The sequence below is a fragment of the Micromonospora orduensis genome (assembly GCF_006228125.1).
GTDB lineage: Bacteria > Actinomycetota > Actinomycetes > Mycobacteriales > Micromonosporaceae > Micromonospora > Micromonospora orduensis.
In genome coordinates this window covers 13,034-34,050 of sequence record NZ_VDFY01000153.1, presented here as the reverse complement: position 1 = coordinate 34,050, position 21,017 = coordinate 13,034, and the positions used below count along the sequence as shown (strand labels likewise).

The 21,017-nt window shown below is 71.3% G+C and carries 20 protein-coding genes; 9 read left to right on the top strand and 11 right to left on the bottom strand.

Annotation, left to right across the window (positions count from 1 at the left end):
• Positions 1-14 precede the first annotated feature (14 nt).
• From FHG89_RS14155 to FHG89_RS14125, 7 genes are all read right to left on the bottom strand, one after another.
• Complete coding sequence (locus FHG89_RS14155; RefSeq protein WP_139584840.1) at positions 15-230, bottom strand: hypothetical protein; 216 nt, start codon at positions 228-230, stop codon at positions 15-17.
• A gap of 342 nt (positions 231-572) precedes the next feature.
• On the bottom strand, positions 573-1,853 hold the full coding sequence (locus FHG89_RS14150) for a hypothetical protein (RefSeq protein ID WP_244295431.1): 1,281 nt from the start codon (positions 1,851-1,853) through the stop codon (positions 573-575).
• Positions 1,850-2,098, bottom strand: coding sequence for a hypothetical protein (locus FHG89_RS14145; protein WP_139584839.1), 249 nt, complete (start codon positions 2,096-2,098; stop codon positions 1,850-1,852). Before FHG89_RS14145 ends, FHG89_RS14150 begins: the two co-directional genes overlap by 4 nt.
• Positions 2,098-2,676 (bottom strand): hypothetical protein, encoded by a 579-nt coding sequence (locus tag FHG89_RS14140; RefSeq protein WP_139584838.1) that lies wholly within the window; start codon positions 2,674-2,676, stop codon positions 2,098-2,100. The genes FHG89_RS14145 and FHG89_RS14140 overlap by 1 nt, the downstream gene beginning before the upstream one ends.
• The gene (locus FHG89_RS14135) at positions 2,673-3,353 is read right to left on the bottom strand and encodes a GGDEF domain-containing protein (RefSeq protein WP_167517417.1); all 681 of its coding nucleotides are present in this window, start codon (positions 3,351-3,353) and stop codon (positions 2,673-2,675) included. The genes FHG89_RS14140 and FHG89_RS14135 overlap by 4 nt, the downstream gene beginning before the upstream one ends.
• Entirely contained in the window at positions 3,350-3,874 is a 525-nt protein-coding gene (locus FHG89_RS14130; RefSeq protein WP_139584836.1) for an Lsr2 family DNA-binding protein, read from the bottom strand. Before FHG89_RS14130 ends, FHG89_RS14135 begins: the two co-directional genes overlap by 4 nt.
• The gene (locus FHG89_RS14125; RefSeq protein ID WP_244295430.1) at positions 3,871-4,437 is read right to left on the bottom strand and encodes an RNA polymerase sigma factor; all 567 of its coding nucleotides are present in this window, start codon (positions 4,435-4,437) and stop codon (positions 3,871-3,873) included. Before FHG89_RS14125 ends, FHG89_RS14130 begins: the two co-directional genes overlap by 4 nt.
• A 253-nt stretch (positions 4,438-4,690) precedes the next feature.
• Between FHG89_RS14125 and FHG89_RS14120 the strand changes: the two genes are divergently transcribed.
• The 6 genes from FHG89_RS14120 (at position 4,691) to FHG89_RS14095 (ending at position 8,132) form a co-directional block, all read left to right on the top strand.
• Entirely contained in the window at positions 4,691-5,494 is an 804-nt protein-coding gene (locus FHG89_RS14120) for a GntR family transcriptional regulator (RefSeq protein WP_139584871.1), read from the top strand.
• A gap of 45 nt (positions 5,495-5,539) precedes the next feature.
• Complete coding sequence (locus FHG89_RS14115) at positions 5,540-6,253, top strand: PP2C family protein-serine/threonine phosphatase (RefSeq protein ID WP_139584870.1); 714 nt, start codon at positions 5,540-5,542, stop codon at positions 6,251-6,253.
• A gap of 71 nt (positions 6,254-6,324) precedes the next feature.
• Positions 6,325-6,696, top strand: coding sequence for a hypothetical protein (locus FHG89_RS14110; RefSeq protein WP_139584835.1), 372 nt, complete (start codon positions 6,325-6,327; stop codon positions 6,694-6,696).
• Positions 6,697-6,907: 211 nt separating this feature from the next.
• Positions 6,908-7,477 (top strand): hypothetical protein, encoded by a 570-nt coding sequence (locus tag FHG89_RS14105; protein ID WP_208760963.1) that lies wholly within the window; start codon positions 6,908-6,910, stop codon positions 7,475-7,477.
• Between the two features lie 86 nt (positions 7,478-7,563).
• The gene (locus tag FHG89_RS14100; RefSeq protein WP_139584833.1) at positions 7,564-7,749 is read left to right on the top strand and encodes a hypothetical protein; all 186 of its coding nucleotides are present in this window, start codon (positions 7,564-7,566) and stop codon (positions 7,747-7,749) included.
• Complete coding sequence (locus tag FHG89_RS14095; RefSeq protein WP_139584832.1) at positions 7,746-8,132, top strand: hypothetical protein; 387 nt, start codon at positions 7,746-7,748, stop codon at positions 8,130-8,132. The genes FHG89_RS14100 and FHG89_RS14095 overlap by 4 nt, the downstream gene beginning before the upstream one ends.
• 707 nt (positions 8,133-8,839) lie before the next feature.
• On the opposite strand, the gene FHG89_RS14090 is transcribed toward FHG89_RS14095, so the two are convergent.
• Together FHG89_RS14090 and FHG89_RS33720 are read right to left on the bottom strand one after the other, a co-directional pair.
• The gene (locus FHG89_RS14090) at positions 8,840-9,337 is read right to left on the bottom strand and encodes a hypothetical protein (RefSeq protein ID WP_139584831.1); all 498 of its coding nucleotides are present in this window, start codon (positions 9,335-9,337) and stop codon (positions 8,840-8,842) included.
• 146 nt (positions 9,338-9,483) lie between these two features.
• Positions 9,484-10,491, bottom strand: a complete 1,008-nt coding sequence (locus tag FHG89_RS33720; RefSeq protein ID WP_244295429.1) for a hypothetical protein — start codon at positions 10,489-10,491, stop codon at positions 9,484-9,486.
• A 157-nt stretch (positions 10,492-10,648) separates the two neighbouring features.
• Here FHG89_RS33720 and FHG89_RS14080 point away from each other — a divergent pair, with 157 nt between their 5' ends.
• The 3 genes from FHG89_RS14080 (at position 10,649) to FHG89_RS32950 (ending at position 19,057) form a co-directional block, all read left to right on the top strand.
• A complete protein-coding gene (locus FHG89_RS14080) occupies positions 10,649-10,921 on the top strand; it encodes a recombinase family protein (protein WP_139584830.1) in 273 nt (90 codons plus the stop codon).
• A gap of 466 nt (positions 10,922-11,387) precedes the next feature.
• The gene (locus tag FHG89_RS32955; protein WP_167517416.1) at positions 11,388-11,564 is read left to right on the top strand and encodes a hypothetical protein; all 177 of its coding nucleotides are present in this window, start codon (positions 11,388-11,390) and stop codon (positions 11,562-11,564) included.
• Entirely contained in the window at positions 11,564-19,057 is a 7,494-nt protein-coding gene (locus FHG89_RS32950; protein WP_167517415.1) for a helicase-related protein, read from the top strand. The genes FHG89_RS32955 and FHG89_RS32950 overlap by 1 nt, the downstream gene beginning before the upstream one ends.
• Positions 19,058-19,364: 307 nt before the next feature.
• Here the strand turns inward: FHG89_RS32950 and FHG89_RS14065 are convergent, their stop codons facing one another.
• The gene (locus tag FHG89_RS14065; RefSeq protein WP_139584829.1) at positions 19,365-20,360 is read right to left on the bottom strand and encodes a helix-turn-helix domain-containing protein; all 996 of its coding nucleotides are present in this window, start codon (positions 20,358-20,360) and stop codon (positions 19,365-19,367) included.
• Complete coding sequence (locus tag FHG89_RS14060) at positions 20,357-20,671, bottom strand: hypothetical protein (RefSeq protein WP_139584828.1); 315 nt, start codon at positions 20,669-20,671, stop codon at positions 20,357-20,359. Before FHG89_RS14060 ends, FHG89_RS14065 begins: the two co-directional genes overlap by 4 nt.
• Positions 20,672-21,017: the final 346 nt, after the last annotated feature.

Here is a 21,017-nt window from a genome sequence, read left to right as displayed (position 1 = left end):
GGTGGTGCCTCCTCTCAGAGGGTTGCGATGAAGACGGCGGCCACCGCAGCGGTGGCCAGAGTGCGCAGGGGGTGGGCCAGGACCCAGGAGGCCAGGTGCAGCAGCCCGCGGGGGATGAGGACCAGCACGGCCCAGCAGGCCATCGCGATCGCGTGGGCGTCCTGGCCCTCGCGGGCCCGGCCGGCCTGCTCGACCATGTCGGACAGTGGCTCCGGGGAGCCGGTCCACACGGCGGTGACGCTCTCCCAGTCCCCCGGAATGTGACGCAGGGTAATTCCGGTGCCGGAGTTGGGGCCGGAAGAGGTCGGTTCGGTTCGTGCGGTTTCGTCCTGGTTGGATTCCAGTAGGGGAGGGGTCGGAAGGGCCTCCTGCCTCTGCGGAACCAGGGAAACGACGTCCGCCGGACGCCGGAATGGAATTCGCGGCGTCGGTGACGGATGGTAGTTGTCCTCGACGGGTAGGGCGCTCACCAGATCACCTCCTCATTGGTGTGAGTGGACTGTTCGGGTCGGACCCGGAAGCGGCGGTGGCCTGCATCGCCGCTCCCCGGGCGGATCGGTTGGGCGGGCCGGTCAGACCGCGCGTAGTCCGGGTCGCCAGCCGGCGACCAGGGCGGCCGTCTTGGAGGCCCGGGCGCGGTCGCCCTTGCCGCCCATCACGTGCTTGTAGATCGCGTAGCCCGACGGGTCCGCGCTCAGCACGCCGTCCTCGATGGCCGTCTGCACGTCGGCCAGAAGCGTCCGGACGTCGTCCGGAAGGCCACCGGATTCGACGCCGGCAGGGCCGTGTTTTCCCCGCTTGATCGCCGTACGGAGATCGTCGGATCCCGCCGCCGACGGTGGGGTGATCTTGAGGTCGGCCAGGCGCGGAGCGCCCTCCCACGGGCGGGCGGCGGTGACGTAGCCGTCGAACAGGCCGATCAGGAAGGCCGTGCCGGCGCAGCCGATCGGGCCGATGGAGTGCGGCAGGGCGGTCAGCAGACCGTCCCAGCCGCCGTGCCAGCCGCCGACGATGTTCAGCGCCAGGGACAGGCCCAGCGCGGTCCACTCGACGACGCCGGCCTTCCAGTCGACGTTGCCGCCGGAGGCGCGCAGCACCGCCCGACCGATGATGATCAGCGCGACGATGGTGATCAGCGCGGGTTCCACCGCCCACGCCGCCGTCCAGGACGCGGTGCCGACGTCGAGGTTGAGCAGCCTCACCACGCCGGCCTGCACGCCAGTTGTGCTCCAGGCGGCGAACGCGGTCAGCACCGGGATGCCGGCCAGCAGCGCGACCTTGCGCACCTTGGCCACCCGCAGCGCCCGCATCTCCGCCGACCCGTCGATCTCCGCGCGGATCCGCGCCCGCTCTCCGGAGCGCTTCGCCCGCCGGTACAGCTCGGCCAACGCCACGTCCTCGGCCGCGTCGCGGTCCCGCTCCCGACGCAGACGCGCCTCAGTGCGCTCCCGCTCCTGAACCCGAGCCAGGGCAACCCGGTGCTCGACGTCCTGCTCCCGGCGGTCCCGCTCGTCCTCACGCCGCACATCGATAACCGCGCGGGCCTCCTCCAACTGCTCACGCAGCTCGTCAGCCGAACCAACCTCCCGGCGCGGCTTGCGCCGGCGGGTCACCTCCACGGGCCGGTCCTCGAACTCCGGCTCGTACTCGATCTCGGACTGCCGCACCACCGGCGTCGCAACCGGCACCGGGGCCGGGGCCGGCAACGCCGCCACCGTCGATTCGACGGCGGCCGGCGCGGCCTGCGTGCCGGCCGGCACGAGCAGCTCCCCACGGCGCTCGAACTCAGCGCCCATGTCCAGCGCCCGCCACTGCGACGGCGCCGGGTACGTCAGGTCCTGGTCGACGCTCAAGACGCCACCTCCAACAAGCTCTGAGCGGATGCCGGCACCCGCTCGTCGGCGATCAGCGCCCGACCGACGCCCAGCAGTTCCCGCGCGATCTCGTCCTCGGCGCACGACTGGTGGCAGGCCACGCCCTGGGAGTCGCGCATCTTGGTGTTCGTCACGCAGACCCGGCAGGGCAACGACCGGTCACGGTCGTAGTGGCCCGGTCCGGTCCAGTCGAGGTGCACTCGCACCACCAGCTCCGCGGCCATCAGGACGCCTCCCCGCGACGAGCCCGGACCTGCGCGAGCAGCTCCTTACCGAGGGGGTCGAGGTCGGCCTCGTCGACGTCGACGGCGAGGGGGTGGCGGTGCTCGCCGACCCAGCGGACGACCCGCCGGCCAGCCAGCACCGCGCCAGCCAGGCCGACAGCGACGGCGGGGGCGTAGACGAGCTGCTCGGGCACCGCGCTGGCGTGCTCGGCGTACCGGCGGCCGAGGTCCACCGTGGCGGCGGCCAGGCCGGGCGCGACGACGCTGACCAGCGCGATCCGGGTGCGACGGCTGGTGCCGCTCGTGCCCGCGTCGTCCTGGTCAACCAGCTCGCCATCAACCGACGCCGTGATCGGCCACCAGCCGTCGCGGCCCGCGCTGTCCCAGGCAGCGCCGCAGGCCGGGCACGCCCAGCCGTCGACTTGCCGGTCCAGCACCACGTCGTCGAGCGGGCACAGCGCGCCGACGTCGTCCAGACGCAACGCCGGCGGCACGGGAGAAACTGTCCGCAGCAAGGGACCGTCCAGCGGCGGCCGGCAGGCCACCACGGGCTGGTTCGTCGAGTTCGTCGCGGTCACGCCGCCACCTCCAACGCGTGCGTCAGGGCGGCCAGCTCCCGCATCCGCAGCAGCGGACGCTCGTCGACCTCGGGCAACGCCGTCAGCGGGCAGTGCTCAACCAGGCCGTTGCCGCCGCGCAGCTTGACCTCGTACGCGGCGGCGTCCGCCGCCGCCATGACCCGATCCCGGTCCTCCCCGGCGGTCGCGTGGATCGCGCCAACGCTGGCCGTCACCGTCACGCTGACGCCGTCGGCGACCTCGATCGGCTCGGCCAGCGCCCGGATGACCTCCGCGCCGAGGTAATGCGCCAGCGGCACCGAGGACGGCGACGCGAGCACGAACTCGTCACCGCCGAGGCGAGCCACGACCGCGTCGTCGACGCCGTCGAGCGACTCCGCCAACCGGCGGGCGATCTCGACCAGCAGACGGTCCCCGGCGGCATGGCCCCACGTGTCGTTGACCGGCTTGAACCCGTCCAGGTCAGCGATGACCAGGTCGTACGACTCACCCTCGAACTCGTCGAGCGCGGCGGCCAGGCCAGCGCGGTTCGCCAGGCCGGTCAGCGGGTCCGTGGTCGCGGCGCGGCGAGCCTGCGCCAGCCGGGTCCGCTGCGACCGGGTCACCTGGGCGGCCCAAACGTGCCCGACCAGCGACAACGCGCCGACAGCCGGCAACAGAATCTTGAGCGCCCTCACTGGGTCACCTCCGACCCGGTCGCGGTCGCCCACGCCTGCAGTACATTCCGTGGAATCCGGCCGCGCTCGGCCACGTCGTAGCCGTTGGCCTGCGCCCACTGGCGGATCGCGGCGCGCTGGGCGGCGTCCACCGACCCGGTGCCCATCTTCTGGCGCACCGCGGCCAGCTCGGCGGCCAACTCGGCCTCCTTTGCGGCCAGCTCACGCGCCACGGCAGCCAGTTCGGCCTCCAGCCGGCCGGTCAGCTCGTCGACGAGGCCGGTGATCTTCTCCGCGAGCTGGCGGGTCCGCGCGTTCTCGCTGCCCTGCGCGAGGGTCAGCAGTTGATCCAGCGTTCGCGGCGGCCGAGCGGCCGGCGCGGAGGCAGCATTGGTCCGGCCCGCCGGCGTGGTGCCGGGGCCGGTGATGACCCGGATGCCCATCGGCACCCGCTGAGTCGGGACGGCCGGCTTGCCCTGGGCGGCGCGCAGCAGCTCAGCCGGGACAGCGCCGTTGGTCAACGTGATTGTCGGAGCGCTCATGCCGGCATCACCACCCCGGACGGAAGCAGCCCGCGCAGCGCGTTGAGCGCCTTGTGCTGCAGTCCCTTGATGGCCTTCGGCGTCTTGCCCATCGCCTGGGCGGTCTCGTCGATCGACAGCTCCCGCCAGTACCGCAGCACGATGCACTGCCGCTGCGGCGCGCTGAGCTGGTCGACGCCAGCGATCAGCGCGGCGTGGGCCAGGCGGTCCACCGCCGTCGTCGCCGGGTCGCTCGCCGGCTCGGCCTGGAGGTGCACCTCGGCAACCGGGAACTCGACGGTGTGCGACTCGTGGGCACCCGCCAGGTTTCGAGCGATGGCGGTGAGCCAGGTGCCGAAGTCGCCGCCTGGGCGGAACGCGCTGAGGTTGTGCAGCGCCCGCAGGAACGTCTCCGAAGTGAGGTCCTCGGCCGTCTGGCGGTCGCGCACCTGGGACGACAAGAACCGGTACAGCTGATCGACGTGGCGGTCGTAGAGCAGACCGAACGCCTCAGCGTCACCAGCCTGCGCCCGCGCTACCAGCGCAGAAACCTCGCCGGCCATCGACCGGAGATGGGGCCCCACCGGATGTATCCGGGCAGCACGTACCCTTGTTGCAGGCATCTGTTGCTCCTTCAGGTAGAGATGCCGACGCCCCGGGTGCAATCCGCAGGGCGTGACCGCGCGGCGGGTGCGATCCGCCGCGCGGTCTTTCTTAGGGGCTCAATGGGTGCGATCCGTTGAAGCCCGTCGACTTATCTTGGGACAATGTTGACGCCAGTCCGGTCCTCTGTCAACGATTGTCCCAAGACTTTTAGAAGGGGGAGATGCGGTGGCTATGCACTCGCGCTACCTAGATATTGCCGCCAAGATCCGCGATCGGATCGAGGCCAACGAGTGGGAGCCCGGTGCCAAGCTGCCGCGACTGGACGACTTCGCCGCCGAGTACGGAGCCAACCGCGACACCATCGGCAGGGCCATCGCAGCATTGGAGGCGGAGGGCTACGTCTGGGCTGTCCAGGGGCGGGGGATCATCGTGCGGTACGGAACGATCCGCCCACGCAGACCTCGGGGAAACCTGGTGAAGCGGAACGCCACCGGCACCGGGTACTCCTTCCCTTCGGCTACGAGCCAGGAGGTGTGGAAGCATCACATCCCGCCCGTGGCGGCGGCCGAGCCCTTGAACGATCCGCGTATCGCCAAGCTGCTCAAGGTTGAGCCAGGCACCCAAGTGATGCGCCGCTTCCGAGTCACCGGTCCCGAGGCAGAGCCGCCGTTCCAGATCAATATCTCGTGGATTCACCCCCGGGCGGCCACGGTTCCTGGGGTTGCCTCGCAGGCCCCCGGACCTGGCGACTGGTTGTACCGGTTGGAGAATGCCGGCCACTGGCCGATCAGCTGGATAGAGATCCACAGGGCACGGATGCCCAGCAAGCAAGAGGCAGCCCTGCTGGAAATCCCCACGAACCTCCCAGTGTTAGAGATCGTTCGGGTTGGGACCTCTGGTGCTGACGGTCAGCCGGTCGAGGTAACCGAGTACATCGTTGCCAGCGACCGTGTCGAGACCATGCACGTCCTGCATCGTGATGAGTCAGCCCAGGATCCATGGCCCGACGACAGCAGCGAGCGAACGGAGGGGTGACAGGTGGCGCCGATTCTCAACGTCGAGGCGGCGGGGGGCTCTCACGTGGGGCTCGTCCGGCGACGCAACGAAGACGCCATCCATGTGGGGCCCTTCCTGATCGCAATCGCCGATGGCCTTGGCGGGCACGTCGCCGGCGACGTTGCTAGCTCCACGGCGATCGAGGCAGTGCGGCGGTACGACCAAGTAGTAACCCCGGACGCACTGTCTGTTGCGCTTGGCCAGGCGGTGGACGCCGCGAACAAAGCGTTGAGACAACGCACTGAAGCCGAACCGGACCTAGCCGGCATGGGCACCACGCTGGTCGCCATGCTTAAATCCGGCGAGACAGTTGCCCTAGCTAACGTTGGCGACTCGCGGGCCTACCTCCTGCGCGGAACCGACCCACTGCACGGTCAGACCACGCAGATCACCGAAGATCACCTCTACAAGCATCTGGTCGCTGACGCCGCCGATGTGCCCAACCTTCCCGACAGGCTGGCGCGCTTCCTGGATGGCCGGCCGGACGGCCGATCACCCGACATCACCCTGTTGACCTTGGCTCCCGGCGACCGGATCTTGCTGTGTACCGATGGGCTCAGCTCCTACGTGCCGCATGACCAAGTCCACACCACGTTGGCGAACTCAGTAACACCACAGGAAGCGGTGGAACGTCTGATCGCGTCAGCGCTCGCCCATGGTGGCCCTGACAACGTGACAGTGGCCGTCATCTACGTCGCCTCACGTTCGAACGGGCAGCGCAAGCAGCTTGAGCGATGACCAGAGACGCGGGTTGAGGGCAGCGCCGCGTTCGCGCTCGCCGGACGGAGGGCTGGGTCGTTGAGCAGGGCATGACGAGTCAGCCTGCCAGTGAGTGGCATCAGCCGGAGCGGTACTTCGAGGCGCTGGGCCGCGTCATGCAAGCCCTGGCCCTCATCGGTGTTCTCGACGAGATGACGGCGCTCCGATGGTGGAGCGCGGACCAGACCTGGAAGATCGAGTGGCGTAGGGGCCCTGATCCGCACCGGGTCGCGGCGATGCTGTGGCAGGCCGCAGCGGACCTCCAACACCCGGCCTCCCGCGCACTGCGAGGTATGACCTCACTCGACCGGTCGAACGGCAGCCCGCACTACGCCTACCTGCAGGTGCTGGATTTGCCGGTGATGCTGCGTGCGCTGGACCCAGCCGCCTCGGACACGGGGCTGGCTGCCGCCTCCGTGTAGGGCCCTGGACAAGTCAAAACCCCGGCTGCATACCCGCGAGGGGCAGAGGCTGGCCGGGGTCTTCGGGGCAAGCATAGCGCGTTTGCCCAGCTCGGTCGGCGAAAGAGGAGTTTCGGTGGGCGCGTCTGAGGTGGCGACGTTGGAACGGCGGTGGTCGCCGGAGCGCCTGGCGCCGTACCGGGCGGCGTGCGGCGGGGACCTGGCCGCCGCGGTGGCGCTGTACGAGTGGAACGCCGAGATCTCGGCCGCGCTCGGCACGACGCTGGGGCATCTGGAGATCCTGCTGCGCAACGCTCTGCATGAGGAGCTGACGGCATGGTCGCGACGGCGTTTTGCCGAGCCCTGCTGGTATCTCGATCCGGGCGCGGTGCTGACCGACGAGGCCCGCCGGGACGTCGCCAAGGCGCGGGGCCGCGCGACCCGCGACGGCCGCTCCGAGGCACCCGGGCGGGTGATTGCCGAACTGAACCTCGGCTTCTGGCGGTTCCTCCTGGCCACCCGCTACGACGCCACGCTGTGGCGTGGGTGCTTACACCGGGTTTTTCCTGGTCAGCGCCGTCGCGTGGTGCACAGCGCGGTGGGCCGACTCCATGAGGCCCGCAATCGGATGGCTCACCACGAGCCCATGTTCAACCGGCCGGTCGCCGACCTACGCGCTACCGCAATCGAGGTGGCCGGCTGGCTGTGCCCGGTCACCCGGGACTGGATCGACGGGCGTTGCCGGGTTCTTCCGCTGATGGTCGCCAGGCCGGCTGCGGTGATCAATCAGGCTCGCCGCTGATCACACCTGACACGGCATCCTCACAATGTGTTGGTGCTGCGGGTCTGGCCATGGGTATCTGGGCTGGCCAGGGGTATTCTGTAAAGATGGCCGACCAGGATCCGGACACCGCCACCGACACCACGGCGATGCTCGCTGCGGCCGGCATCGTCGTCACCGACGAAGGCCGGGCGCGTGCCCGGCACCGCCTGGACGACGCCCGCGCCCGATGGACGCCAGCGCTTGAGGCGGAGGCCCGCGAGCAGCTGGGCCTGCCGGCCCGCGCCGCGTGACCGACCCGGCCGTCAGGGTCATCCTCGACGCGTCCGCGATCATCGCGTTCTGCCGTGAGTCGATCGACGTCGGCGAGGTCATCGCCGAGGTCGCCGACGAAGAGGGCTCCGTGTTCGGCCTGCCGGTGCTGTGTCTCGCTGAGGCGGCTCGGGTCGTCGCCGATCAGGACCGTCTGGCGCTGCTCGTCACACACCGCGCCGCCGAGGTACTCAGCCCGGATCCGGACAGTTGGCGCGCTCTCGCGGTCACCCTCGACACTGTGGGCCGGGTCGACGCGGCCAGCGCGGTGCTGGCCGCCATTGACCTGGGCTGTCACGTCCTGACCGGTCAGCCCGGCTTGTACGGCGGCATCGCCGGCGGCGGCCCGGTCATCGCGATCTGACTATCGAAGCCTAGGGGCGCTGCCACGGGTGGTACTCAGCGTGGTACTCAGCCCAGTCGATTCGCATCTCAACAAGTAGCAAGCTGACCGCCGCCAGCGCCACCACCCAGAGGTAGATAGTGTGCGTCCGGGTCCACACTGGCGGTTCCACCGGGACGAACCAGCCTCCCGGGTCGGCGACCACCGTACGGCGGTCGCCCACCCGACTGGGCTCGTCCGTGGGCTCGTCCGGCCGTCGGAGCCAGCCCAGATCACGACCCTCGGCGTTGGCCAGACGATAGTGATATTCGTATGGGCCGGGTGGCCTGGGCGTCCGCCCGATCTCGGTGACGACCGCGTCGACAAGGTGCCCCTCCGACGCCAGATAACACCTCGGGGCAAGAATCCAAACGCCCACGCTGACGACTATCAGGACACCTACTGCGAAGCCTGCAATGCCCGGAGTGCCCCGGAGGCGATAGAAATACACGGCTGCCCCGGCGAGGGCTAGGCCCAGCAAATATCCGGCACCCTCCTGCCTGCCAGTGCCGTGGCCACTCACCCACGCCGCTGGCATTGCCAGCAAGACCGCGACTACGACGGACAGCGCAGCCCACAATGTCCCCCGGCCGATCCGCACGTCCCACCTCCCGTTGCTGGCACGGTAGTGGGTCCGATCGAGGGTCGGCTAGCTCAGCCCCTGCGGAGGCGGTCGACGGCTGTCGCCGTCAAGGCCCGCGTAGCTCCAGGGCGAACAGGTCGAGCTGCTCACCGGGGTCGGACGGCCGGCACGCTGTCCACACGGCCTCTCCGGCTCGGGAGCAGCCGTCGACGACGTCGGCCCAGCCGACACCACGGAATCCGCCCGGGTGGTCCCGCCAGGCAATGACGGCCTGCTCGCAGCGCCCGATCAGCTCGTCGGTGACCCGGCCGTTGTCGAGGACGTCGCCCAGGTCGGTCCAGGCCAACCGCAACGGTTGGTGGAGGTCCCCGTCGGTGATCTCGACCCGCGCCCGGGTGAGCCGGAGCATCCGGCCGGCGGGCAGCGTCTGTCCGCTGTAGTCAGGGGCGATTCGCCGGGCGTCTCGGGTGCGCCAGTAGGTCAGGGGGTCGATGGCGTGCCTACACGCGGTGATCCCGACGGCCCAGGCCAGCAGAGGGCGGTGAGTGGCCGGGGTGGCGGTGGCGAGGATGGTGCGGGCGTCGGCCCGGTAGCTGCTGGTCATAGTGTTCTCCCGCGTTGTGGCTGGGGCCGGTGGCGGCCTGGTGCCCGTGATCACCGAGGCGCACCGCTGGCCAGCGGCGGGGTGCTCGGTGACGGGCGAGGGTTGACGGCGGGCCGACCCACGTTCGGGGTCGGCCCGCTTCGCGTCTACGCCGGGAGAGCGGCGAAGTCCTCGGTCGGGTCGAAGTCGTTGCCGTCGTATCGGGCCGCAGCGGCGTACAGGGCAACGGTGATGGTGCGCAGGGAAGCGCATTGGCCGTACCAGGTGATCAACTCCCCGCCGGTCATCTGCTTGAATGCCGGGTCTGCCTGCTCGCTGAGGTGGTCCCCGAGCACGCTGATGGCGGCCTCGGCGAGGTCGTAGCAGCGAGGGCTGCCGGCGAGGTGCCGGGCAGCGGCACGGATCGCGCTGCGGACCTGGTAGCCGATCTTGCCGGGGTGCTGCGTCAGGCGGCCGGCGGCGGCGCGCAGGGTGACGGCCGGACCGAACGTGCCGGTGTTGAAGGGGCAGGTCGGATCACACGGCTCGTCGTGGCCGGCGGTGCCGCAGCCGACGCACTCGTTGTTGTGGTCGAACTCCGCAGCCGGGATGGCGTGCCGATGGTCTGCGGCCTCGTACTCGCGGACCAGGGTGCCGAGCACGTCGCGGACGTTGAGGGTCTTTCCGGCGGCGGTGCGGCAGTCCGCCGCGTAGCCAGCGAGGTCGGTGGTGTCGATCCAGGTTCCGCCGATGGGCTGGAAGTGCACGCTGCTGCTGATGTAGCCGATGAAGTGCTCGCCGAGCATGAGCCGGGCGCGGGTTCCGCCGGTGCCGGGGACGCGGCGGACGTCCGTGACGCGCAGCTTGGTGTGGGGGACGACGAGACCGGTGTGGGGCAGGGTGGTGGGTTCACCGGTCAGGCTGGCGTTGATCAGCTCACTAGGGCGCGGCTGGGTCCGCAGGCAGGTGCGGCAGCCGATGGGGTCGGTGATCGCCTCGCCGGCGCGGACGTCGTCGCCGCGACCGCTGGCACCGCACCAGGAGGCGACGTAGCGCGGGCTGCCGTCGGGGCCGGTGATGCTGCTCAGACTGCCCAGGTGCACGGCCTTCCCGCGACCGACGCGGACGGGGGCGAGCTGGGCGGGGCGAATTGGGTTCGTCGTACGCTGGGTCATGGAACTCCCTTTCGCAGAGGGGCTGTTCTTCCTGGTCCGGCTGGGTGGTGGCTCACCTGGTCGGACCGTTCCTTGCTCTCCTATCGTACAGGAAAAGGTATAGGAAAAGTTCTCTTGGGGGTCTTTTTCTGTACCTTTTTGCCGTACGGTGAGGGGCATGAGTAGCGAATCGGAGATGCGCCGGCCTGAGGTGTCGGCGGGGATGGCGGCGGCCCGGGACCGGGGTGTGCGGTTGGGCCGGCCGCCGGCGCCGTTGCCTCCCTCGGCCGCCCGGGCGGTGCAGCTGCGGGGTGAGGGCCTGTCGCTGGCCGCGATCGCCACGGCGTTGAACGCCGAGCAGGTCCCGACGCCGTCGGGGAAGGGGCAGTGGGCCAAGAGCAGCGTCAAGTACGTGCTCGACCGGCACGACGCGGCGCAAGGATCGGCGTAGGCCCTTGAGCTGGGGTTTGCGGGCTTGCCCGCGCGCGGTGCCGGGGGTGGGGTGGGATCTCCTCGTGTCGGCCGATCTCCGATCAACCGGGCCGTCTCTGGGGCGGCCAGGCTCGGCGAAGCCGACCGCGAAGCGGCTTGGCCTGGCCGTCCCAGAGACGGTCTGGTAGCCCTCTGGGCGGCCGGCGCGGGGAGGTCCCACCTCTGGGTGACCACTCACCCACCTAGCGCCTGTGGTCCCTCCCGGATCTCCGAGAGAGGCCCCGCCGGAGGCGTCGATATTGGAAAGCGCGACCACGACGACCGGGCGCCGGCCGGCGTCTCCTGGCCCGGTTCGCTACCCCTGGCCGTGATTCCGCGGCATCAACCCCTCGGGCGGGCGTCGGCGGTAGCGGCCCGGATCTATCTCGACGTAGCGTGCCGGGGCTGACTACCGTGGGCGGGGAGTCGATCACTACGGGGGCACGATGACCGACGAAGCTGCGCAGCCTGCACCGCCGCGAACTGTGGACAGCACGATCGCGGGCTTGCAGGACCAGATCGACCAGCTCACGTCCACGCTGGAGCACCATCAACGGCTGTTCGAGCGGCTGCGTGCGCAAGGGGTGCTGGCAGCGGGTGAGCCCGACGACGAGCGGGCCTGATGACGATGCCTGACCGCAGCGACGACCAGGTGGCGGCTGAGGTCGCCGAACGGGTCGACGCGGCACGCGACCGGGCTGCGGCCTTGACGCTGCGCGCGGCGTCCCTGGACGCCCAGGTCGCACCCCGGCCTCCGACGCGGTCGCGGGTGACCTCCGCCGAGCAGGACCGACTACTGGCCGCGCAGGACTTGGCGGCCCGCTTCTACCGGGCGCAGCTCGACGGGCCGGGCGGTGCGGGGCCGCGCCGGTGGCTTGCCGGGCAGGGCGTGCCGGTCGACGGCCGGTGGATGCTCGGGTACGCGCCAGGCCGCCCGACGGCGCTGGTCAACGAGCTGCGCCGGGCCGGCTTCACCGACACCGAGATCCTGGCCTCCGGGCTGGCCTCGACCGGCCGGGGCGGACTGCTGGTCGACCGCTTCCAGGACCGGGTCGTGGTCGGCGTGCGCGATCCCCAGACGCACGCCGTGGTGAGCTTCGTCGGGTACGCCCCGCCCGGCGCCGATGAGTCGGTGCCGCCGGTGCTGCATGGCCCGGCCACCGCGATCCACCGGCCGGCCGACGCGCTGGTCGGGCTCGCCGAGCAGCCGGAGCGGACCGGCCGGCCGGTGGTGGTGGCCGCCACGGCGCTGGAGGCGATCGCGCGGTCCGCGACGGCCGCCGAGGACGCCCCGGTGGTGGTCGCACCGTGCGGGCCGACGCTGACACCCGCACAGGTCGCGATGCTCACCGAGCAGACCGACGTGGCCGCGGGCGTGACCGTGGCCATCGGCGCCGGCGAGGCCGGCCGGCGCGCGGCCGAGCGCGCCTACCACCTGCTCGCCCCCGCCGTGCAGGCCCACCCCACGACGCCGGGAGCGCTGCGGGCGATCGGCCCCCGGCCGCAGGACCGTGCCCGGCCGCTGCTGGAGGCCGTGGTCACCGCCCGGGTGGAGTGGGCGGCACGCACCTACCAGACGCCCGCGGGCCGCGCCGGCGTCGCCCGCTCAGCGCGGTCGCTGCTGCGCTACCAGGTCGGCGCGAGCGGGGTGGACATCGCCGCCCTGGAGGCGTACGTCGCCCGGCACCTGGATCCGGAGCCTGCCCCCGAGGTGCAGCCGGCCACGCCCGTGGTCGACGTGCCGGCTCCCGCTCCGGCCGTTCTGGACGGCGCGGCCACGGCGCACGCGCCGCCGGTGGTCGACGCGGGCGAGGCGGCGACCGCTGACCCGCCCGCCGACGGTGACCAGGACGGCCCGGCCGACGCGGAGGAGACGGATGAATCACTACGGGGCGCAGGCCCAGAAGCACTGGCGGACGTACCTGCCCCAGCGGTACGCGACCATCGAGGACCCGAGCAGCTTCTTCTCGACTTTGGGGGAGCAGGCAGCGGAGCAGATCGAGCAGCGGACGCGGGAGCTGGCCGGTCCGGATCAGCCGGGCGAGGGGTACCTCGGCAAGCTCGGCCGGCTGAACGCGGCGAAGCAGATGGCGGAGGAGGAGATCCTCCCCGAGCTGATCCTGATCGACCCGAACGCCGAGCAGCCAGCGGACGAGACGCCGACCGGGTCGACGACGCCGGTGGCCAGCCCGACGTGGACGCCGCTGGTGGAGGACCCGAACGACCCGTGGTGGCAGCGGGTCGCGCAGGAGGAGGACGACGAGGACGAGCCGCAGACCCCGACCCGGTAGCCGGGCAGGCCGAAGAGGCCAGCGACACTGCCCCGGACCAGAGCGCCGGGGCGGACGCGGACGCCCGCGCCGGCGCCGGTGATGCCGCGGAATCGTTCCGCCCCGGCGGGCAGCAGGACCTGGCGCCCGCCGGCGAGATGGCCAAGCTCCGTGCGAACCTGGCCGCCCTGCGGGCCCTGCGCGAGGTGCAAGCCGCTGGCCGCCCGGCTACGAAGCAGGAGCAGGCCGTGCTCGCGCGGTGGGCGAGCTGGGGCGCGGTGCCCGGGGTGTTCGAATCCCGCACCAACCACCCCGACTACGCCCGGTTCGCCCAGCAGCGCGCCGAACTGCGGGAGCTGCTGTCGCCGCAGGAGTACGCCGCAGCGGAGCTGACCACCCTCAACGCCCACTACACCGACGCGGCGTACGTGCGCGCGATCTGGGACGCCGTGCGGGAGCTCGGCTTCGACGGCGGGGCGGTCCTCGAACCGGGCTGCGGGTCGGGCAACTTCATCGGCCTGGCCCCGCCGCAGGCCCGGATGGTCGGCGTGGAGCTAGACCCGGTGACGGCCGGCGTCGCCGCCGCCCTGTACCCGCACGCGGAGATCCGCACCGAGAGCTTCGCCGACACCCGGGCCCCGTCCGGCGCTTTCGACCTGGCCGTGGGCAACGTGCCGTACGCCGACGTGCGGCTGACCGACCGGCGGCACAACCCCGGCCGGCACAGCATCCACAACCACTTCATCATCAAGTCCCTGCACCTGACCCGGCCCGGCGGCCTGGTCGCGGTGCTCACCTCCCGCTACACCCTGGACTCGGCGAACCCCGCCGCCCGGCGGGAGATGGCGGCGCTGGCCGACCTGGTCGCGGCGGTGCGCCTGCCGTCGGGAGCGCACCAGGCCACCGCCGGCACCCAGGCGATCACCGACCTGCTGATCCTGCGCCGGCGCGAGCCGGATCGCGAGCCTGGGCCGATCGCCTGGGAGCAGACCCGCCCCCTGGACCTGGACACCGCCGCTGAGCAGGCCGACCAGGTCAACGAATACTTCGTCGACCGGCCGGAGCGGGTGCTCGGCGAGATGACGCTCGGGCGGGGCATGAACCGCGACGGCGAGCTGGTCGTCCGCGCGAGCGACAACACCGGTGAGGCCCTGACCCGGGTGCTGCGCGACGTCGTCGACGAGGCCCGCCGGGAGGGCCTGACCATGACGCCGCGCGTCGACGGCGACCGGCCGGCCGAGCCGCTGGCGGTGCTCGCGCCGCACTGGCGCGCCGAGGGCCACATCGAGGCCCGCGACGACGGCACCTTCACCACCGTCGCCGACGGCCAAATCGTGCCGCACGAGGTGCCCGCCAGCCAGGCCGACGAGCTGCGAGCGCTGCTCAGGCTGCGCGACACCGTGACCGCGCTGCTGACGGCGGAAGCCGCCACCGTCGACGACGGCGACGAGCACGGCGGCCCGCCCGCGCAGGGGTCTCCGGCGGCACTGCGCGCCGAGCTGAACGACCGGTACGACGCCTACGTCGCCGCCCACGGGCCGCTCAACCGCTACACCCTGCGCCGCACCGGCCGGACCGACCCGGAGACGGGCGAGCAGAAGATGGCCCGGATCAACCCGCCGATGGGCCGCTTCCGGCAGACCGACCCGCACGCCGCCACCGTGTTCGCCCTCGAGCACTTCGACGACACCACCCAGACCGCGACGAAGGCCGACATCTTCGCCCGCCGGGTGATCCTGCCCCGGGCGCCGCAGCTCGGCGCCGACACCCCGGCCGACGCCCTGGCCATCTGCGTCGACACCCACGGCGACGTGCGGCTGCCCGAGGTCGCCCGGCTGCTCGGGGTCAGCGAGCCGGAGGCCCGCGCCGCGCTCGGCGACCTGGTCTACGACGACCCCGGCCAGGGCCGGCTCGTGGAGGCCCCGGAGTACCTGTCGGGCAACGTGCGCGTGAAGCTGCGCGCCGCCCAGGCCGCCGCCGAGACGGACCCGCGCTTCGAGACCAACGTGCGCGCCCTGCAACGGGTGATCCCCCGCGACCTCGGACCGGGGGAGATCGACGCGGCGTTCGGCGCCCCGTTCCTGCCCGCCCCCCTCATCCAGCAGTTCCTCCAGGAGACGCTGCGCGACCCGGGCCTGCGGGTGGAGCACGTCGGCGGGTCCGACTGGCGGGTCCGCGGCTCCCGCGCCGGCGTCCTGGCCCGCTCGACCTGGGGCACCCCCGGGATGGCCGCGCCGGACCTCGCGCAGCGGCTGCTGATCAAGACCCCGATCCGGGTGTTCGTGGAGGTGGAGGAGGGCAAACGCGCCCTCGACGTGGAGGCCACCGCCGCCGCGCAGGCCAAGGCGATCGAGCTGGAGGAACGCTTCGGCGCGTGGGTGTGGGAGGACCCCGACCGCGCCGAGCAGGTCGCCACCCGCTACAACGAGATGTTCAACGCCACCGTGCCACGCAGCTACGACGGGGTAACCCGGTCCCTGCCCGGCATCGCAGTCGGCTTCACACCCCGCCCACACCAGGTGGAAGCGGTCGCCCGCATCGTCGCCGAGCCGGCGGTCGGGCTGTTCCACGCCGTCGGGGCCGGCAAGACCGCGGTGATGGCCATCTCCGCGATGGAGCAGCGCCGCCTCGGCCTGGTCAACAAGCCGGCCATCGTGGTGCCCAACCACATGCTGGAGCAGTTCACCCGCGAGTTCCTGCAGATCTACCCCCGGGCCCGGCTGCTGGCCGCCGGCCGCGACGACATGAGCACCGACCGGCGCCGCCGGTTCGTCGCCCGCTGCGCCACCGGCGACTGGGACGCGATCATCATGGCCGCCTCGTTCTTCGAGCGGCTCTCGCTGTCCCCGGACGAGCAGAGCCGCTTCCTCGACGAGGAACTGGCCGAGCTGCGCGACAAGATCGTCCGCGCCGGTGAGCAGGCCATCGCCAACGGCGAGGACGCCAAGCGCTCCAGCAGCGTCAAGCGCCTGCAAAAGGCGCTGCTGCGCAAGGAGGAGCGGGTCAAGGAGAAGCTCGACAAGGCCCGCGACCCGGGCGTCACGTTCGAGCAGACCGGCATCGACTACGTCTACCGCGACGAGCTGCACGAGCTGAAGAACGACACCATCACCAGCTCCATCCCCGACGCTGGCAACGACGGCTCCGACCGCGCGGTCGACTTCCGGATGAAGCTGTCCTACCTGCGCCGCCAGCGCGGCCAACGGGTGGTGTGCGGAGCCACCGCTACCCCGATCGCCAACTCCGTACGCGAGCTGTACGTGGTGACCCGCCAGCTCCGACCCGACCTCCTACAGGCCACCGGAACCACCGACTTCGACACCTGGGCGGCCACCTTCGCCAAGGTCGTCACCGCCATCGAGGTGTCCCCGACCGGGCAGGGCTTCCAGATGCGCGCCCGGCTGGCCAAGTACGCCAACGTGCCCGAGCTGTCGCTGATGATGCGGACCTACGGCGACGTCCGCACCCCCGAGGACCTGGCCCTGCCCACCCCGCAGTTGACCCAACGCGACGACGGCGAACGTGCCCCGCACATCGTCACCCTCGACCCGTCCCCGGAGCTGGAGGAGTTCATCTCCGGCCTGGACGAGCGCGTCGAGCGGATCCGCAACCGCCAGGTCGAGCCCCAGCAGGACAACATGCTCAAGGTCTCCGGCGAGGCCCGCGCCGCCTCCCTGGACCTGCGGCTCATCGGCGAGCAGCAGACCGCACCCGGCAAGATCGACGCCGCGGCGGAGCGGATCGCGGCGATCTGGCGCGACACCCGCGACACCGTCTACCTGGTCAACCCCGACGCGGCCGACCCCGTCCCGCACCCCACCCCGGGTGCGCTGCAGATCGTCTTCTGCGACCAGTCAACCCCGAACCCCGAGCGCTGGAACGCCTACGACGCCCTGGCCGAACTGCTGGTCGAGCGGGGGATGCCCCGGGAGAAGATCCGCTACATCCACGAGGCCGACACCGACGCCAAGAAGGCCAGCCTGTTCAACGCCTGCCGCTCCGGCGACGTCGCCGTGCTCATCGGCTCGACCGCCAAGATGGGCGTCGGCACCAACGTGCAGGCCCGCGCGGTCGCCCTGCACCACCTCGACTGCCCGTGGCGTCCGGCCGACGTCACCCAGCGCGAGGGACGCATCCTGCGCCAGGGCAACCAGAACCCCGAGGTCAGCATCTACCGCTACGTCGTCGCCGGCAGCTTCGACGCCTTCTCCTGGCAGACCGTGGCCCGCAAGGGCACCTTCATCGACCAGATCACGCGCGGCACCTCCGCCCGCGAGATCGAGGACGTCAGCGACGAGACCCTCCAGGCTCACCAGATCAAGGCCATCGCCACCGGCAACCCGCTGCTGATGGACCGCGAGCAGGTCGCCCAGGACCTCACCCGCCTCGAACGCGCCGACCGGACCCACCACAACACCCAGGCGGCGCTGCGCCGCCAGGTCGGCGAGCTGAAGGCGTGGATCACCAAAGACACCCGCCGCGTCGAGGTGCTCGACGACGTCATCGCCCGCCGCCAGGACACCCGCGGCGAGAAGTTCGCCATGACCGTCGCCGGGCACCGGTTCACCAAACGCGCCGAAGCCGGCCGAGCCCTGCAACACGCCCTGACCGCCACCGCGCAGGGCGTCGCCTCCACCGACCGTCGCGAAGCCGCCAGCGTCGCCCAGCTCGGCGGCTTCGGCGTCGACGCCGTGTTCTGGTCCGGCCGCGACGGCATGCTCGTCGCCCTGCGATTCGACGGAATCCCCGACTCCTCCACCACCATCGGCCTGACCTCCGCCGTGGAGGGCGACCCCACCGGCCTCGTCCGCCGCCTGGAGAACCAGCTCACCGACCTGGACGGCACCCGGACCACCGTGCAGGCCCGCATCGCCGGCCAGCACGAAGAGATCGCCCGCGCCACCGAGCAGCTCGACCAGCCGTTCCCCCGCCGTAACGAGCTGCTCGACACCCGCCGCCGGCTCCGCGCGATCAACGCCGTCATCGACCTGATGGCCGACACCACCCCACCACCGTCGGGCGCCCCGCCCGCCGTACCCGTCACGGTCGGCGACTGGATGCCGACAGACCTGCGCGACAGCCTGACCCCCGACGAACAAGCATGGCTGGAACGGCGCGTGCAACACGTCGCCGGCGGCGGCGCCATCCAGGACGCGGCCCGCACCACCGACCTGACCGCCTTCGTCGCCCCGTTCGACAAGGCGCTCACCCACGCCCTCGCCGACCCCAGCAACACGGAGATGGCCGTCGCGGTGATGCTCAAGTGCGACGACCCGGCCTGGCGCCAAGCCCTCTACAGCGCCGCCGGGCAGGCCGTGCACCAGGCAGTCCGCGACACACCCCCGCCGGGCTCGTCGACGCAGCGCGACCGCCGAGCGGACCAGTCCGAGGTGATCAGCCCGCTGGCGCCAGCCGCCATCATCGCGGCCACGACGCCGGCGGATCGGGCGCTGCTCGACGCCTGCACTCAGCAGACCCTGCGCGTCGACGCCGTCCAGGCCGCCGCGCGCGCAGGGGACCAGACCGCCTTCAGCACGACGTTCGCCACCGCGATGACCACCGCCATCGGGCAGCTCGACGATCCCGCTGACGTGGTCCGCCTCGCCGACCTTCACGGCGATCAGGCGTTCCGCCAAGGCTTGACCAACCTGGTCTGGGACAAGCTCACCCCCCGGCCAGCAGATCCGCAAAGTGGCGCCGGCACGCCGCCCGTCAACGCGGCGGCGGTAGCCGCCACGGCGTTCGTGCCGGCGACCGCCGCCGCGGCGGCAGCGCCGGTCTCACCCACTCCCGCCACTACCCACCGGGTCGCCCACCACGACCACGCCCACTTGCCCGAGCGGTGATCCGCACCGACGCGGGCCGCGGTCCTCTCGCTCCTGGGTTCCGTGGTCACCGTCCGCGTCCAGTGACGGTTACGTCCCGGCGTGCACGTCCCGGCGCGAGCTCTCCGCCGGTCGCCAGTCTGTGGCCACTTCCGATCTCCGGGGCCGACCCGGGATACCACACCGAGCCGCTGCCTCCACTGGTTCTCGAGGGTGGGGTTGTTCAGCCCGGCCCGCCCCCGTCGCCGGCCAGCCGGTGAGCTAGCCGGGCGCACGGCAGGCAGGGCCCTCACCCCTCGCGCGGGTGAGGGCCCTGCCTCGTCAGGTGCTACGAGTGCGAGAGATGGTCTTCCTCGTCGGCGAGCCCGAGCGCTGCCCGACGGAACAGGCCTGTCCAGCCTCTCGCCTGACGGTGCTTGCCGCGGGGGACGGACTTCGTGTCGGTCTCAGCGGCCGGCACCTCCGGCGAAATGTTCACCACCGCCGGTCCCTCGTTTAGGGCTCGGCCGTCGCGTCGGGCCTTTCCCGTACGCCGGTTGATTGTGACCGGCAGGTCCTCGTCGGGTCGTGTCTTGAGGGCGGCGAGCGCCGCGCGTACGCGCCGGTCGTGGTCATGCAGCTGGTAGAGCCGGGCAATCCAGGCGGGAATGCGGTCCTGCGAGACCTCGCAGGCCATGAGGAAGGCGAGCACGTGCCGTTTGCGCAGGGGCGCTCGGCCGTTGAGCATGTCGTGCAGCTGGGAGCGGCTGAGCCCACCCGACACATCGGTGCCGGGCAGCTTTACCTTCCGTGCCCGCTCGGCGACCTGGCGGAGGCTGAATCCCTTCTCGACACGCATCTGGTCGAGAGCGGTGAGGAACTCCTCTAGGGTCTCCACCTCGGCGGGGTCAGCGTCAACGTAGCGCACGCGGTCGGTGTACATGTACTGCTCACCGGGCACGGGCAGTGGCGCCGGCGGGCCCAGTACGTGCACCGGCACGTCTGTCTCCTCGAGATTGGCGGCAAAGGCCTGAGCGGCCTCTTTCCTCGCCCGCTTCTCGTCCTGGATCTGCCGGTGGAAGGTGGCCCACACCTTCTTCCAGTGCGCGATGCGGTCGTCCGAGTCGACGCCGCAGGCACGGACGTACGCCTCGGTGCACTCCCAGCTCGGGAAGCGGGTGCCGCCGGCGGCGACGGACAGCGCCGCCACCGAGTAGAAGCTCTTGCTGGCCATGCTCCGGTACGACGGTGCACCCATCTGCTGACGTAGCCGGCGCAGCAGCATGGCGAACTGCGCCACCGACCCCCCGAGCGGGTCGATGGGCTTCTCCGGCCGGCCGGTCACTGGTCACTCCGTCCGGCCTCCCCGGCCCCGACCTCGCCCATGGGCGGGCCCATGTCAAGGGCACTACCTGCGATCTGGTGCGGCCGCCGCTTCAGATCAAGCAGGCGGCGGGCAGCATCGACGGCCAGGGTGCAGGCGGCGGTGCCGGCGATCGCGGCAAGGGTGATGTTCCCGAGGATCCAGGAGATGAGGCTGAACGCCATCAACAGGATCATGATCGTGGTGACGGCGATGGTGGAAACTACGGGCGGGTGGTCGTCCGAGGCGTACGACTTCGCGACGCCATCGGCCCGTGAACGCTGCGCGCACACAGGTGGAGTCCTCTCTCGATGGTGAGTAGAGGACCCGCAGCCCCGTTCTGCGGGTCACCTACCCGGACTTGGGTCGTACAAGGAACGCGTGGCCGCGCAACGTGTCCCGCCCGGGTGGGCGCCCGAGAAGGACTGGCTGCCACGCGTTACACAGTCTGGCAGATGACACACTCGCGATCCGCTCTCACATCGGCAAAACTCGCTATCGCGGATCAGGCAACGCGAGTTGTTTACTCGTTCAGGGCACCCAAAGCCGCTAAACAACGCGCCAGAGTTGTTTACTGATTAGCCCCAGAGAGTTGCCGGACAGGATGTAAACAACGTTCTATTGTCGGCAGTGACGATG

Coding starts and splice junctions, on each gene's coding strand:
- FHG89_RS14145 (WP_139584839.1), bottom strand. CDS start 2,098: ATGGCCGCGGAGCTGGTGGTGCGAGTGCACCTCGACTGGACCGGACCG.
- FHG89_RS14130 (WP_139584836.1), bottom strand. CDS start 3,874: ATGAGCGCTCCGACAATCACGTTGACCAACGGCGCTGTCCCGGCTGAG.
- FHG89_RS14120 (WP_139584871.1), top strand. CDS start 4,691: ATGCACTCGCGCTACCTAGATATTGCCGCCAAGATCCGCGATCGGATC.
- FHG89_RS14110 (WP_139584835.1), top strand. CDS start 6,325: ATGACGAGTCAGCCTGCCAGTGAGTGGCATCAGCCGGAGCGGTACTTC.
- FHG89_RS14100 (WP_139584833.1), top strand. CDS start 7,564: ATGGCCGACCAGGATCCGGACACCGCCACCGACACCACGGCGATGCTC.
- FHG89_RS14090 (WP_139584831.1), bottom strand. CDS start 9,337: ATGACCAGCAGCTACCGGGCCGACGCCCGCACCATCCTCGCCACCGCC.
- FHG89_RS33720 (WP_244295429.1), bottom strand. CDS start 10,491: ATGACCCAGCGTACGACGAACCCAATTCGCCCCGCCCAGCTCGCCCCC.
- FHG89_RS14080 (WP_139584830.1), top strand. CDS start 10,649: ATGAGTAGCGAATCGGAGATGCGCCGGCCTGAGGTGTCGGCGGGGATG.
- FHG89_RS32955 (WP_167517416.1), top strand. CDS start 11,388: ATGACCGACGAAGCTGCGCAGCCTGCACCGCCGCGAACTGTGGACAGC.
- FHG89_RS32950 (WP_167517415.1), top strand. CDS start 11,564: ATGACGATGCCTGACCGCAGCGACGACCAGGTGGCGGCTGAGGTCGCC.